This is a genomic window from Mesorhizobium sp. M1312 (genome assembly GCF_040318115.1).
Classification (GTDB): Bacteria; Pseudomonadota; Alphaproteobacteria; order Rhizobiales; family Rhizobiaceae; genus Mesorhizobium.
Genome location: NZ_JAMYLQ010000010.1, coordinates 111,365 through 124,136, shown reverse-complemented (window position 1 = coordinate 124,136; position 12,772 = coordinate 111,365). Strand labels below are relative to the sequence as shown.

The following is a 12,772-nucleotide window of genomic DNA, read 5'->3' as shown; positions in this document are numbered from 1 at the left end:
TCTGAAAGCACAGTATTCACGAGCTTCTCTTCGTTGCGAGGCGATCCAAGCAAAGATAGACTTGGCGTTGGTCGCGACCTCAGGTGTACCAAGATTGACCCTGTTGATACGGTGCGTGCGTTGGTCATCCGAATTTGAAGAGGACTCCGAAGCCGCCGCGTGGATAGTTCCACTCGATCTCGCCACTGGTCTCACACAAAATCCGGCAGGTGCCGCACTCCATGCAGCCGTCGGCAGTGATCTCCACTTGACCTTTGTCGTTCAACTCATAACATTTCGCCGGGCAGACGTGGGTCAGCGCGAGCAAGTTCGCGCTTGGCCTCTCGTGCGGTCGCACTTTGATATGCGGACGGCCGGAATCCACCAAGTAGCGGTTCTGGTAAAGCTTGTCCTCGACACGTGACTTCGTCACTGCGATCGTCATTTCGTCTCCCCTCAGCGCCACGCCAATGCAAGGCGGACCGCGTCGCTGACCAGCCCCCAGCGCGAGCGCGCCTTGATGAAGGCCGCCGTGGTCGCCTTTTCCTTTTCGATCTTCGGCGTGCCGTCGACACGCATGAAGCTCTGCGCGGCTTGCGACATCAACCGCGGATAAGTCGTGAAGTAATTGCAGGAGTTGGTGTGGAGCAAGGCCGGCATGTCTTTGTATTTCCTTAGGTCCTTGACCACGAAGGACTTGTCCAGCATGGCTTTGTAGAGGGCGAGATTCCGTATGGTCATAGGACCGTTGCGGCTCTTGACCTCGACGATTGCCTCAGCCGCGATGCGGCCAGAGGTCATGGCGAGGTTCGAACCCTCGCGGTGAATGGCGTTGTTCAGTTGCGCGGCATCGCCGACCACGACCCAACCGTCGCCAAAGAGCTGCGGAATAGCCTTGTAGCCGCCTTCGGGAATGAGATGCGCGGAATATTCTTTCACTTCCGAGCCGGCGATCAGCGGCCGGATCGAAGGATGGCTTTTTAAGGCGTCGAGGAGGACGTAAGGGCTCTCGACCATCGCGGCGAAATCGGAGACGAGGCAGCCAATGCCCAGTGAGATCGACTCCTTGTTGGTGTAGAGAAAGCCGAGCCCGGCCATGCTGCGGGAGGTCGTGCCCACCGCCTCGATCACGCAGCCTTCATCGCCCTTGAGGCCGAACCGCTGCTCAATGACCTCTTCGGGCAGGAAATGCATTTCCTTGACGGCGAGCGCCACGGTTTGCGGCTTCGGCATCTCGCGCAGGCCGGCCCGCGTGCCAAGCAGTCCGCAGACACCTTCTGCGAGAACGACCACGTCCGCGTAGATGGCTCCGCCGGCCCGGTCTGTGCGGACGCCGACCACCCTGTCCTTGGCGTCACGGATGAGTTCCGTCACGGTCGTCTCGCACAGAACCGTCGCGCCGGCCTCGCGCACCTTACGCGAAAACCATTTATCGAACTGGGCACGGATGATGGTGTAGCGGTTGGGCTTGGCCTCATTAAAATCGTCCGACCGATAGTGAATCCCGGTATGGGACGTGTCGTCCATCACCCAAAGCCGCTGTTCAACCAAATGCCGCTCGAGAGGCGCATCGTCCCGGAAATCCGGGATGATTTTCTCCAGCATGTTCGCGTACATGATGGCACCCTGGACATTCTTGGAGCCCGGATATTCACCCCGCTCCAACTGCAGCACCTTCAGGCCGTGACTGGCCATGGTGTAAGCAGCTGCGTTTCCGGACATGCCGGCCCCAATAACAATGGCGTCGAATTTTTCCTCGGTCATGTCCATCCCTTAGCTCGCAAGCTTATCGCGACTGTGGGGCGACAGCCGCCGCGTGAAGGCTTCCGTCAGTGCGGGCAGGAAGCGGATCGCGTCGGTGACGATCCCGAGGTGGGCGAAATCGAAAATCGGCGCGTTCGGGTCGGTGTTGATGGCCACGATGAGATCCGCCCCCTCGACGCCAACCCGATGCTGGACCGCGCCGGAAATCCCGGCCGCTATGTAAAGCTTCGGCCGGATGGTCTTGCCAGTTTGGCCGATCTGCCGATCAGCTGGCATCCAGCTCTTCTGGACCAACGGGCGCGAACAGCCGTGCTCGGCGCCAATAGCTCGCGCGAGATTCTTCACAAGCTGCAGGTTCTCCGCCGCGCCTAGACCGAGGCCTCCCGCAACCACGACGTCGGCATAGGCAAGATTTGCCTTTGCCGACTGACTATCCGGCAGGAAGCCCAGCACTTTGGTAACGATCTCGTCCTCGGCTACCGAGAGCTTGTGCCGGATGACACGCCCGACCGGTTTATCCGCCCGCTGCGGCATGGGCATGACCCTCGGTCGCACTGTCGCCATCTGGGGGCGGAAATTGAGTGTATAGATCGTGCACAACAAGGAACCGCCGAAAGTCGGACGGGTCGCCGCCAGCGAACCGTCGGCATCCACATCGAGTTCGGTGCAGTCGGCCGTGAGCCCTGTCTGCAAGGTCGTCGCCACGGAGCCGGCAAGATCCCTGCCGAGTGTGGTGGCACCGAGAAGAAGGATTTCGGGTTTGTGCGTATCGACCAGATCCGTCATCGCCTTGGTGAACGGCTCGTTCCGATAGTCGGCGAGCAGCGGCGCCTCGACGATGTAGACAAGGTCGGCGCCATAAGCGAACGCTTCGGCAACGGCGTTCCCGATGGCCTCTCCCGGCGGTCCAAGCACGACGCCCGCAAGCTGTACCTGAAGCTTGTCGGCTAACTTGCGACCTTCGCCGAGCAGTTCGAATGATACGGGATGGACCTGGCCGCGTTCGAGCTCGATGAAAACCCAAACGTGCCGGTAGTCCTTGAAATGCGCGGGCAGCTCCTTCTTTATGCCGGCACGGCCGGCTGCAGGGCGAGGGGTTTCTCGATTCGCGGTCGACATCGTCTGCTCCTTGCCCTCTCACGCGCCGCCGTTGAAGGCGAGCTCATGTTCCAATGCCGGCTGGCGGGTGAAGATTGCCGTGATGAGTTCGTCAGCGATATCGCGCAAGGTCATCTCGGCGGTGCCGATTTTTGCCGCCTTTTCCGCCCGCGCAGGAGGGGCGAAAACGCGCTTGACGACCGTCGGTGAACCGCGCAGGCCGCATTTGGTGAGATCCTCAATGCCGGCGTCGGCCGCACTCCATTTCAAGACCTGGCTGCGCGCGGCGCACAGGGCGTCCTGGATCGAGCCCCGGCGGATCTCGTTTGTGCCTTCCAGCATGGTGACCAGGCAAGGGAGACTGCTCTTCAGCATCTGTGTGCCGCCTTCGGAGCGGCGCTCGACCTTGATCTCGCGCGCAGCAATATCAATGGAGGCGATCTTCGCGACATAGGTCAGCTGCAGGAGTTCGAGGCGCTTGGCGATGCCGGGCCCGACCTGGGCGGTGTCGCCATCGATCGTCTGCTTGCCGGTGAAGACGAGGTCTGGCGTGCCGAACGTCTCGCCAACCTTCGCGATTGCCTGGGAAAGGGCGAAGGAGGTCGCCAGCGTGTCGGAGCCGGCAAAATAGCGGTCGGTCAAGAGCACCGCTCGGTCGGCGCCGTATCCGAGCGCCTTGCGCAGCGCGTCCTCTGCCATGGGCGGACCCATAGTGAGCACGGTGACTTCGCCACCATAGGCGTCGCGCAGTCTGAGGGCTTCTTCGAGGGCGAACAGGTCGTAAGGGTTGATGATGGTCGGAACACCCTGGCGCATGATCGTGTTCGTCACCGGATGGACCCGTATCTGTGCCGAGTCCGGCACCTGCTTGATACAGATTACGATGTGCATTGGCGGTTTCTCTAGGCTCCTGTCCGGATGCGGGCTTGGCGGTTCATCTCCTAGGTGTGCATCATTCGTGCCAACTGTTTTGCGTGCCCCCTATTCCTAGAACTTCGGTTGGTTGCTTCTGAAGGCGCCGTACCGTGGTGATGACCGGATTTGTCGGCTTCTCGACATTGTCGCGTCGCAACCCGTGTCGCAGTCATTCCTGTCCGAACCGCTTCAGTACGGACTCGAACGGGACAAAGGTGCGGCCCGGCGTGGCAGGTTTGTTCGGATCGTGGTCTTTGAGCACCTTGAAGACCCGATGCGTGAGCGGCGAGGAAATCGCGAAGTCCTCGTAAGCGCGTTCGAGCGTCGCGCGCACCCGCGCGGCAATCACCTGGTCGGGCAGACCGGAGAAATCTTCTTCGGCAAGGTATTGGCCCACGCGCTTCATGATATGGAGCCGCGAGACATTCAGCACCTTCGGGTCATAGGAGACGCCAAGGACTGCGAAGAACTCCTCGGCGGCCGACAGGCGCTTCAGTCGTGCGAGGATGTCGGTGACATCGATGGGGCGGCTGTCAGCGGAACAATTCATTGCATTCTCCCTGGTCGGAAAACTGTGGTGTCGGTGGGCTCGCGCACGGCTGACCTGGACCCGCACAGCTCCGCGAGGGATGCCTCGCTGCACATTCCATCGTAGAGCTCGACCAGTTGAGTTGCAGTGACGGTCGATTTGGTCTCGGCCGCCTCGCGCCGGACGCGGGCCACCATCGCGGCTGCCAGATCCGGGTCGAGATCGCGACCGCTTTCGCTCAGCACATGGGCAATCGCAGTGGCGCCGGAATGCTTGCCGATGACGATACGCCGGCAGCGGCCCACGAGAGCCGGATCGAGCCCCTGATAAGTACGCGAGTCCTTCAGCAGCCCTGCGACGTGAATGCCGGATTCGTGGGTGAAAACATCGGCGCCGACGACCGGCTTAATGGCCGCGATTTGCCGGCGGGAGGCCCAAGCCACCTGGGCGGCGAGGTCGGGCAATGCGGTCAGCTCGATGCCGGTATCAGCGCCGTCGAGGACCGCCATCGCGGCGGCCACCTCTTCCAGCGCGGCATTGCCCGCACGCTCGCCGAGCCCCAGGACGGTGACGGAGGCATGGCGCGTGCCTGCGCGGATCGCGGCCAGCGTGTTGGCGGCAGCAAGTCCGAGATCGTTGTGCGCATGAAATTCAAGGTCGATTGGAGACTGCGCCACGAGCTGGGCGACAAGTTCGAAGGTCGAAAACGGGTCGAGAACACCGACTGTGTCGGCTAGCCTGACGCGGCTTGCGCCGGCGCGTGCAGCCGTCTCGATGACGCGGGCGAGATGATCCCGATTGGCCCGCGAGGCATCCTCGCAGCCCACCGCGACGAAGAAGCCGGCGGCGGCTGCGCGCCTGACCATATGCTCGATGACCTGGAGCGCTCCCGCCTTATCGAGGCCGAGCTTGGCGGCAAGTTGGATGTCCGACGCAGGCAGCGATAGATTGACGGCGTGGACGCCGCTCTCGATCGCTGCATCGAGATCCAGCGACGTCATCCGGCACCAAGCCATGAGCCGAACCGGGAGACGCCGCGCGACCACGGCGCGAATTGTTTCGATCTCGTCGGCGCCCATGACCGGCGTGCCGATCTCGATCTCTGTGACGCCGGCCGCCGCAAGAGACTCGGCGATCTCCAGCTTTTCCGTCGTGGTAAAGGCGACGCCGGGCGCCTGCTCGCCATCGCGCAAGGTCGTATCGTTGAGAAAGACATGACGCGTCATGAACGGTAGCCTGTTCTACTGCCGCTCAGGCATAGACCGGATTGAACGTCTTCGGAGCTTCGCTTACCCGGCCCAGAACTGGGAAAGCTACGCAGCTTCCCCACGATTCCCGGCATGACCTCGAGCACCCGGTCGACGTCCTCTTCGCCGTTGTCCCGCGCCAAGGAGAAGCGGACTGCCGCGTGTGGCGTTTTCATCGCGCTCAGGACATGGCTCGGTTCCAGCGAACCGGAGGTGCAGGCCGAGCCGGAGGAACACGCGATGCCCACGCGGCTGAGGAGAAGTGGAATTCCATCACTTTCGACATGTTCGAAGGAGATGTTTGCGGTGTTGGGCAACCGTTGCAGGGGATCACCAGTGACACAGGTGCTTGGAATGCGCTGGAGAATCCCGTCCTCCAGGCGATCGCGGAGCGACTTTACCCGTGTGGTCTCGTCGTCCATGAATTTCAAGGCGAGTTCGGCCGCCGTGCCGAGCCCGACTATGCCGGGCGTATTCTCGGTGCCAGCACGCCGGTTGTGTTCTTGGTGGCCCCCCTTGATCAGCGAGTGGAAGTTGACGCCACGTTTTACGAAAAGCGCGCCGATCCCTTTCGGCCCGTGCAGCTTGTGGCCGGAGAGCGACAGCATGTCGATTGCGGTCGACTTCAGGTCCATCGGAAGCTTGCCGACCGCCTGCACAGCATCGGTATGGAAAAGGGCGCCCACTTCCTTGGCCAACTCGGCAAGCCTGGCCACGGGGAAGATCACACCAGTCTCGTTGTTCGCCCACATTATCGAGACGATTGCCACCTGTGGGGTGAGGGCGGCCATATAGGCGTCGAGGTCGAGCCGGCCACGGCAATCCACCGGGATCCTGTGCACCTTGACGCGGCGGGTCTTCTCAAGATGCGCGCAGAGCGTCAGCACGGCGGGATGCTCGACCGCGGACGTCACGATCTCGGTTCGGTTGGGCGCCGCCTCGAGCGCCGAAAGAAGTGCTGCATTGTCGCTTTCTGTCCCACCCGAGGTGAAGGTGATCTCATCGTCGGACTCCGCGCCGATCAGCGCTTGCAACTGCCTCCGCGCCTTTCTCACCGCCGCACTGACTGAGGCGCCAAGAGCGTGCGCCGACGAAGGGTTGCCGAATTGATCCCTAAAGAACGGCAACATCGCTTGCACGACCTCAGGATCGACCCGTGTGGTTGCGTTGTTGTCGAGGTAGACAGGCTTCATAGGTGCGATCCTCAGTTTACCGGAATGACGAGAGCGCGAGACCGCCTCATTGAGCCTCTGGCGCATGCCGTTGATGATAATGGGCCTGAACTGGCAGCCGGCGCAGACGCCGGACCGTTGACGCAGACCGGATCTCCGTCGATATGGACAGGTTCGCAGTGGCCGCCGTCAGCCCGCAGGTAAGGACGCCCGAACGCGACAACGTTATCGATAAGCCGAATTTGGCGCAGCGGCGCGATTTGGCCGCCAGCAGCTCGGGTGCCACCAGGAACCGAACTGTTTCGGGAGGCGACGTTCTTTGCATCCTACCGGAAGCGATTGCCGGTCCCAAGATCGGCTTCGACCTTGCCTTGTTCTTGAGGACGGGGACATTTGTTGTGCCGGCCATATAAGCCTCCTCTGCCGCAAATGAGTCCGTCGGCGGCAATCGCTTCATGGACCCGCACAGGCGCTGGGCGATCAACTGAAGGACTTGCCGCAGCCGCACTTCTCGCGCGCGTTGGGGTTATCGAAGACAAAGCCGGAAGTTTCGAGCCCGGTGAGGAAGTCGACGGTCATGCCGGCGACATGGGGTTGGGAGCCCGCGTCCACGAACAGCTTGATCCCATCTGTCTCAGTGATCGCGTCGCCCTCGCGCGACACGCTCTCCAGGCCCATTAAGTATTTGAAGCCGGCGCAGCCGCCGGCCTGGACCATGATGCGAAAGCCTTCCGCCGGCTCGCTGGCGCGGGAAAGAGCAGTCTTGATGGCGGCAACAGCGTTGTCGGTGAGCGTAATCATAGCTCCATTCTCCTCAGTCCGGGACCTGCTTGCGCATCACGTTGCATGCACCGTGCCAAAGCGAAAAAACGTTTCAACACAGCGCGGCATCTCTGACACTGCCGTGGTTCTTGTGAGTCCATTGCTGCGAAGGTGTCGGCCAACCGACACCTACTGTCGGGTTTGTCGGGTCCGCCACGCGGGATGTTGGGCCTGAGTTCTTGGCTGAACTCACATTAAACCAATGACCATCGTACAGAAGACTTCTTCTGAGCTTGCTTCGGCGCAATTGGCACGGTTTTTGAAGCTCCATTTGGCGAGGCGGCAAGAGACTGCCGATCCACAATCATGTCGTGGGTGCCCTCGCGATCGATGGGGCGAAGCAAGGGAGCAACATGTCAGGACTGGGTCAGATACGCTTTGTTTGGCAAAGCAGCGCCGCCCGTGGCATCCGAATGCCCGATTGGCCGATTGCGACAACACCCACAATCGCTCACCACCGCCCAGTGGCCGCCGACCGGCTCGATGGGATCCCATCGGCATGTGCCTGCTCGTATCACTCGGGTCTCGCCGCTCCGGCAGCACCCCCGGTCTTCGCGCGGGTGCGACGACGTGCGCACGCTGTCCAGCGACACTTTGTTCACGGGCCAGCAGCAGATCAGGGTGCAGCACTACGGCACGCCCTATCGGCTGAAGATTCCCCGGCAGGGCAGCTGATCCTTACACGTAGGTGGAAGCAGGGGTAAGACATGGACCAGTGCGAGAAACCGTCGCCGGACGAAATCCGGCGGGCGTGCGAAGACAATCCGAAAATCCGGGAGCATGATCTCGCCGCTCGATTGGGCATTTCGGAAGCCGAATTGGTCGCGGCGCATTGTGGTCACGGCGCGGTGCGCATCGAGCCGCGCGTCGATGATCTGCTGACCGGCCTCGAAGCGGTCGGCGAGGTGATGGCGCTCACCCGGAACGAAAGTGCCGTGCACGAAAAGATCGGCGTCTACGACAAAGTGGTCACCGGCAACCAGCATGCCATGGTGCTCGGCGACGACATCGACCTGCGCATCTTCCGGAAAGCGTGGGCGTATGGCTTCGCCGTCGAGAAGCGCGAGGGAGCCGAGATCCGCCGCAGCCTGCAATTCTTTGATGCCACCGGCGAGGCGATGCACAAAGTACATCTCAGGCCCGCCTCGAACCTGCACGCCTATCAGAATCTGGCGGCAGAACTCGTATCCTCCGACCAGGAGCCGATCATATCGATCGAGGCGAGCGGGGCGCGCGATAACGCAGTGAGTCCAGACCAAGCCGCCACGGTCGACGACCTACGCGAGCACTGGAGCCGGCTGAGCGACGTGCATCAGTTCTACCATATGTTGAAGACACTGAAGCTCAGCCGCTGTCAGGCGATGCGTATGGCCGACGAGGATTACGCCTGGCTGCTCGACAATGATGCCGTTGGCGCCCTGTTCCAACAGGCTGCCGAAGACGAGATGCCGATCATGTGCTTTGTCGGCAATCGTGGTTGCATCCAGATCCATTCCGGCCCGATCAAGTCGGTCAAGCAGATCGGGCCGCGGATCAATGTGCTCGACGAGACCTTCCATCTGCATCTTAGGACCCATCACATCCGCGAGGTCTGGGCCGTGCGCAAGCCGACGAGGGATGGTCACGTCACGTCCATTGAAGCCTATGGCGCCGACGGCAAGATGATCATCCAGTTCTTCGGCACGCGCAAGGAAGGCGAACGCGAGCGCAGCGACTGGCGGTTTCTGGCCGAGAGTCTGCCACGCGTTCCCGGTCCGACCGACAGGGATGTTTAGAGTGCCGACAGGCCTCGGGTTGAACCGGCTGCCATAGGACTCGGCACCACGTTGCGACAGCGGCTGCGAGGTCGTAGCGCATACGGACGGTCAGGTGTGCACGCCGGAATTGACCGCATCGATACAGTCAAGCTCGTCGCCGGGCGGACCGCTGGGCACGAGTGCATCGCCGTCTAACCGGAAAGCCTTGCTGCGGCTGCGAGCGATACAACGCATACGCCATCAGCGCCGAACCGAAGCGCGGCTCGACCTTGTTGATAATTTCGATCATCGCGCGCAAGCGCCGCTGAGTCTTGTCGGACCGCACCCGATCCTTGCGCTGGATCGCGTCGTTGCTCAATCCGGGCCGTGCGAGCGATCTTCTCGCTCGTCGACCGGAAGGCGGTGCAGCAGCAGCCAGGCCGAACAGCCCGATGTCGCGGACTCGACAAAACCGACCGTGGATGTCGGTTGTCGGACGTTGTCCTAAGAATGATGGACAGGTGACCATCAACTTAGCGGCGGCGGGCCCAGTGCAGGCTGGCATCGCTTGGTGCAGCGCCATGGGTACGCCTATCCGGCACGCGACTTGCTTCGACAATTTGATCAGCAGGGCATCAGCAGTGCGTCACGGAGCTCAGCGGTCATTGACCAGCCTCTCAACCCTAACGGGGATAAGCGGCGGCTTTGCTTCATGACCGCAGCGCGGCGGAGATGCCCCTTCTGATTGACTTCGCAACCGATCTATCCGCGCTGGTGCAGGTGGGCTGTATCGGGCGACAGAATGTAGAAGGGGCCCGACAAGAGACGTACCCATGCTGGACATCGACTTTATGAATAGCGGTGCAATCTCAATCGAGCCATGAACGCCAATGTAGAGAAAGCAAAATGGCAACCAAACCCGTTCCAGATCATGTCCCGCCCGAAATGGTGAGGGACTTCAGCCTGTTTACGTCACCAGGGATGTCACCGACGCCCAACGGGGATCCACACGCAGCTGTCGCTTGCGCCCATGACGGGCCTCCGATCTTTTATTCCCGCTACAACACGCAAGATGGCCGGGGTACCTGGGTCATCACCCGTGTCGCGGACCAGCGCAAGGTGCTGCAGGACGCTGAGACTTTTTCCAGCCATCGCAGCATCTTCTCCTCCATACTGGGTGAAACCTGGCCGACGATCCCGCTTGAGCTCGATCCACCGGCCCATGGCGTCTTTCGCTCACTGCTCAGTCCGCTGCTTTCGCCAAAGCGGGTGAGGGTGTTGGAGCCGGCTGTCCGCGAGCAAGCGATCATGCTGATCGATAGGATTGTCGCATCGGGCACAAGCTGCGACGCGATGAAGGATTTTGCCTTTCCTTTCGCGGTGAGCACCTTTCTTCGCTTTCTGGGGTTGTCGGATGACCGACTCGATACATTTGTCGGCTGGGGGAAAGATCTGCTCCACGGCGACGATGCGGAACGACCTGTGGCTGCCCGGACGATCGTGGCATTCATCGACGAACTTGCAGCCATGCGCCGCGAGGAGGCGGTTGACGATTTCATGACCTTTATCGTGCAGGCACAGGTCGAGGGCCGCCGGCTGACGGACACCCAAGTCCGCGGCATCGGCGTGCTTGTCTTCGTCGCTGGGCTCGACACGGTCGCGGCAGCTATAGGCTTTGACTTGGCATTCCTCGCGCGCAACCTCAAAGATCAGCAATTGCTGCGGAGCGAACCGGACCGCATCCCGCTCGCAACCGAAGAATTGCTGCGGGCCTATCCGCCCATTCAGTTGATCCGCGTGGCTACGAAAGATATCGACTTCGAAGGCGCGCCGATCCGGAAGGGGGACTATGTTTCCTGCGCCACGATGATTGCCAATCGTGACCCGGCGGAATTCGAATGCCCCAACACGATCGATTTGGAGCGGGAGGACAACCGCCACGCAGCCTTTGGCTATGGTCCCCACCGTTGCCTTGGCTCACACCTTGCCCGGCGCGAGATTGTCATTGGCCTGGAGGAGTGGCTGGCGCGCATCCCGGCTTTCAGGATCAAGCAGGGTACGGCGCCCATAACCTCTGGCGGCCATGTGTTCGGGATCGAAAATTTGATCCTGGACTGGTCCTAGGCCCGCCCCGAGCCGGGGCACAGACAATGGAGGCAGCGCCATGCGCATCATCGTCCAAAATGCCAAATGCCAGGGTCACGCGCGATGCGCGGCGCAAGCGCCGGAGATCTTCAAGCTTGATGACGAGGGTTACATCCTGCCTGGTGACATTGAAGTTGCGGAAGGGGAGGAGCTGTCTGCATCGCGAGGCGCGCGATCCTGCCCCGAACGGGCGCTGAAACTCGACCGTACACCGGCTGCGCGGGTTGAATAGGACGTCATCAAGTCGAGAGTCTGGCGGGCTTGAATGGGATCGACCATGTGGCCGCACACTGGGAAAAGGACGGCGCGCAATCCCTGTCCCGGCACCGTCCTCGTCCAACTGCGCAGGGGGCGCATCTCCGGCGTTGAGGTGCTCTGATGCGCAAACTGTAGGGCGCGGGTTGCCGAAACACCTCTTCCAATCACACAATTGCGACAGAGCCGATGGACCAGGCGAAAATTGCCGAACTACTTGACCGTGAGGCGATCCGCGACTGCCTCTATCGGTACTGCCGCGGAATAGACCGCGCGGATGAAGCGGCGCTCCGCAGCGCGTACTGGCCCGATGCGCATGACAATCACCGGGCCAATTGCGGCTCGGCAGAGGGCTTCATCCGGTTTGCGCTCAGCGTCTTCAAGAGCGGACCCCGCAACATCCATCAGATCACGAACGTCCTGATCGAATTCATCAGCTCGGCAGAGGCTGCGGTCGAGAGCTATTTCACCGCGCTGCAACGCGGACCGGACAACGACGGAGAAGTACGCCAGGCGCTCCTCTGCGGCCGATACTGCGATCTGTTTCACAAGAGGGAGGGGGAGTGGCGGATTGCCGAACGGACAGTGGTCTACGATTGGCTCGAGGAGCAGATCCCACCAGCGGTCCTTGAAGCAGAACGGTTCGGCCCGCGACAGCCTATTGGAGCACCGCATCCGCACGATCCGGTTTACACGCTTAAGAAGCGTCGCATTCCTTCTCGCCCTGATGCCTTCAGAGGTTTCGAGTGGGAGGCCGCATCGGCAGTGGGGACAACAGAGTACAACAACTTTGCAATGCCACAGCGATCCCGGCGAAAGCCTGCCCGGTGAGGATGCAACCGATAGGAGTGCCCTTTTCTCCCGGCGACGGCGTGACGGTGACAGCGTTCTTCTCTGTCGCCACGAGCCCGCCGACGACGCTGGTGTGCATCGATTTGCGGGACCTCCGCAGAGCCGCTCGGGGCAAGCGCCTGTCCTCGGCGGATCCCTCACCAGCTTCGGCTGTCAAATCGAGAGTTGGACCGCTGCCGGAACCCACGAACAGCCCATATGGGCCTGCAACTGGCCGTTAGCCTAGAACAACGCACTGGGTCGGCTCGGGGCATCAGG

Annotated in this window: 13 protein-coding genes and 1 pseudogene; 5 read left to right on the top strand and 9 right to left on the bottom strand. The window is 61.6% G+C overall.

Annotated elements, in window-relative coordinates; all coding sequences use genetic code 11:
- Positions 1–124 precede the first annotated feature (124 nt).
- From NKH36_RS14400 to NKH36_RS14365, 8 genes are all read right to left on the bottom strand, one after another.
- Entirely contained in the window at positions 125–424 is a 300-nt protein-coding gene (locus NKH36_RS14400) for a ferredoxin family protein (RefSeq protein WP_023678245.1), read from the bottom strand.
- A gap of 11 nt (positions 425–435) precedes the next feature.
- A complete protein-coding gene (locus NKH36_RS14395; protein ID WP_352959229.1) occupies positions 436–1,743 on the bottom strand; it encodes an FAD-binding protein in 1,308 nt (435 codons plus the stop codon).
- Positions 1,744–1,752: 9 nt separating this feature from the next.
- Positions 1,753–2,862, bottom strand: a complete 1,110-nt coding sequence (locus tag NKH36_RS14390; RefSeq protein ID WP_352959228.1) for an electron transfer flavoprotein subunit alpha/FixB family protein — start codon at positions 2,860–2,862, stop codon at positions 1,753–1,755.
- 18 nt (positions 2,863–2,880) lie between these two features.
- Entirely contained in the window at positions 2,881–3,732 is an 852-nt protein-coding gene (locus tag NKH36_RS14385; RefSeq protein ID WP_352959226.1) for an electron transfer flavoprotein subunit beta/FixA family protein, read from the bottom strand.
- Between the two features lie 193 nt (positions 3,733–3,925).
- Positions 3,926–4,306, bottom strand: a complete 381-nt coding sequence (gene nifW / locus NKH36_RS14380; RefSeq protein WP_352959225.1) for a nitrogenase stabilizing/protective protein NifW — start codon at positions 4,304–4,306, stop codon at positions 3,926–3,928.
- Positions 4,303–5,511, bottom strand: a complete 1,209-nt coding sequence (nifV, locus tag NKH36_RS14375; RefSeq protein WP_352959223.1) for a homocitrate synthase — start codon at positions 5,509–5,511, stop codon at positions 4,303–4,305. The genes nifW and nifV overlap by 4 nt, the downstream gene beginning before the upstream one ends.
- Entirely contained in the window at positions 5,508–6,725 is a 1,218-nt protein-coding gene (gene nifS / locus NKH36_RS14370) for a cysteine desulfurase NifS (protein WP_352959222.1), read from the bottom strand. The genes nifV and nifS overlap by 4 nt, the downstream gene beginning before the upstream one ends.
- 459 nt (positions 6,726–7,184) lie before the next feature.
- Positions 7,185–7,505: a HesB/IscA family protein gene (locus NKH36_RS14365; RefSeq protein WP_352959221.1), complete on the bottom strand. Its 321-nt coding sequence runs from the start codon at positions 7,503–7,505 to the stop codon at positions 7,185–7,187.
- Positions 7,506–7,832: 327 nt separating this feature from the next.
- On the opposite strand from NKH36_RS14365, the gene hemP reads away from it, so the two are divergent.
- A complete protein-coding gene (gene hemP / locus NKH36_RS14360) occupies positions 7,833–8,201 on the top strand; it encodes a hemin uptake protein HemP (protein ID WP_352959220.1) in 369 nt (122 codons plus the stop codon).
- A 32-nt stretch (positions 8,202–8,233) separates the two neighbouring features.
- The gene (locus NKH36_RS14355) at positions 8,234–9,301 is read left to right on the top strand and encodes a hemin-degrading factor (protein ID WP_352959219.1); all 1,068 of its coding nucleotides are present in this window, start codon (positions 8,234–8,236) and stop codon (positions 9,299–9,301) included.
- A 90-nt stretch (positions 9,302–9,391) separates the two neighbouring features.
- Here the strand turns inward: NKH36_RS14355 and NKH36_RS14350 are convergent.
- A pseudogene (locus NKH36_RS14350) lies at positions 9,392–9,732 on the bottom strand (hypothetical protein).
- Between the two features lie 436 nt (positions 9,733–10,168).
- Here NKH36_RS14350 and NKH36_RS14345 point away from each other — a divergent pair.
- From NKH36_RS14345 to NKH36_RS14335, 3 genes are all read left to right on the top strand, one after another.
- Positions 10,169–11,386 carry a cytochrome P450 gene (locus tag NKH36_RS14345; RefSeq protein WP_352959329.1) on the top strand — a complete coding sequence of 406 codons (1,218 nt, stop codon included), beginning with the start codon at positions 10,169–10,171 and terminating at the stop codon, positions 11,384–11,386.
- 40 nt (positions 11,387–11,426) lie between these two features.
- The gene (locus tag NKH36_RS14340) at positions 11,427–11,639 is read left to right on the top strand and encodes a ferredoxin (protein ID WP_352959217.1); all 213 of its coding nucleotides are present in this window, start codon (positions 11,427–11,429) and stop codon (positions 11,637–11,639) included.
- Positions 11,640–11,851: 212 nt separating this feature from the next.
- Entirely contained in the window at positions 11,852–12,493 is a 642-nt protein-coding gene (locus NKH36_RS14335; RefSeq protein WP_352959216.1) for a nuclear transport factor 2 family protein, read from the top strand.
- The last annotated feature ends 279 nt before the right edge of the window (positions 12,494–12,772 follow it).

Bases quoted from the DNA above. Each gene is read 5' to 3' on its own strand.
- NKH36_RS14400 (WP_023678245.1), bottom strand. From the start codon at position 424: ATGACGATCGCAGTGACGAAGTCACGTGTCGAGGACAAGCTTTACCAG.
- NKH36_RS14395 (WP_352959229.1), bottom strand. From the start codon at position 1,743: ATGACCGAGGAAAAATTCGACGCCATTGTTATTGGGGCCGGCATGTCC.
- NKH36_RS14390 (WP_352959228.1), bottom strand. From the start codon at position 2,862: ATGTCGACCGCGAATCGAGAAACCCCTCGCCCTGCAGCCGGCCGTGCC.
- NKH36_RS14385 (WP_352959226.1), bottom strand. From the start codon at position 3,732: ATGCACATCGTAATCTGTATCAAGCAGGTGCCGGACTCGGCACAGATA.
- nifW (WP_352959225.1), bottom strand. From the start codon at position 4,306: ATGAATTGTTCCGCTGACAGCCGCCCCATCGATGTCACCGACATCCTC.
- nifV (WP_352959223.1), bottom strand. From the start codon at position 5,511: ATGACGCGTCATGTCTTTCTCAACGATACGACCTTGCGCGATGGCGAG.
- nifS (WP_352959222.1), bottom strand. From the start codon at position 6,725: ATGAAGCCTGTCTACCTCGACAACAACGCAACCACACGGGTCGATCCT.
- NKH36_RS14365 (WP_352959221.1), bottom strand. From the start codon at position 7,505: ATGATTACGCTCACCGACAACGCTGTTGCCGCCATCAAGACTGCTCTT.
- hemP (WP_352959220.1), top strand. From the start codon at position 7,833: ATGTCGTGGGTGCCCTCGCGATCGATGGGGCGAAGCAAGGGAGCAACA.
- NKH36_RS14355 (WP_352959219.1), top strand. From the start codon at position 8,234: ATGGACCAGTGCGAGAAACCGTCGCCGGACGAAATCCGGCGGGCGTGC.
- NKH36_RS14345 (WP_352959329.1), top strand. From the start codon at position 10,169: ATGGCAACCAAACCCGTTCCAGATCATGTCCCGCCCGAAATGGTGAGG.
- NKH36_RS14340 (WP_352959217.1), top strand. From the start codon at position 11,427: ATGCGCATCATCGTCCAAAATGCCAAATGCCAGGGTCACGCGCGATGC.
- NKH36_RS14335 (WP_352959216.1), top strand. From the start codon at position 11,852: ATGGACCAGGCGAAAATTGCCGAACTACTTGACCGTGAGGCGATCCGC.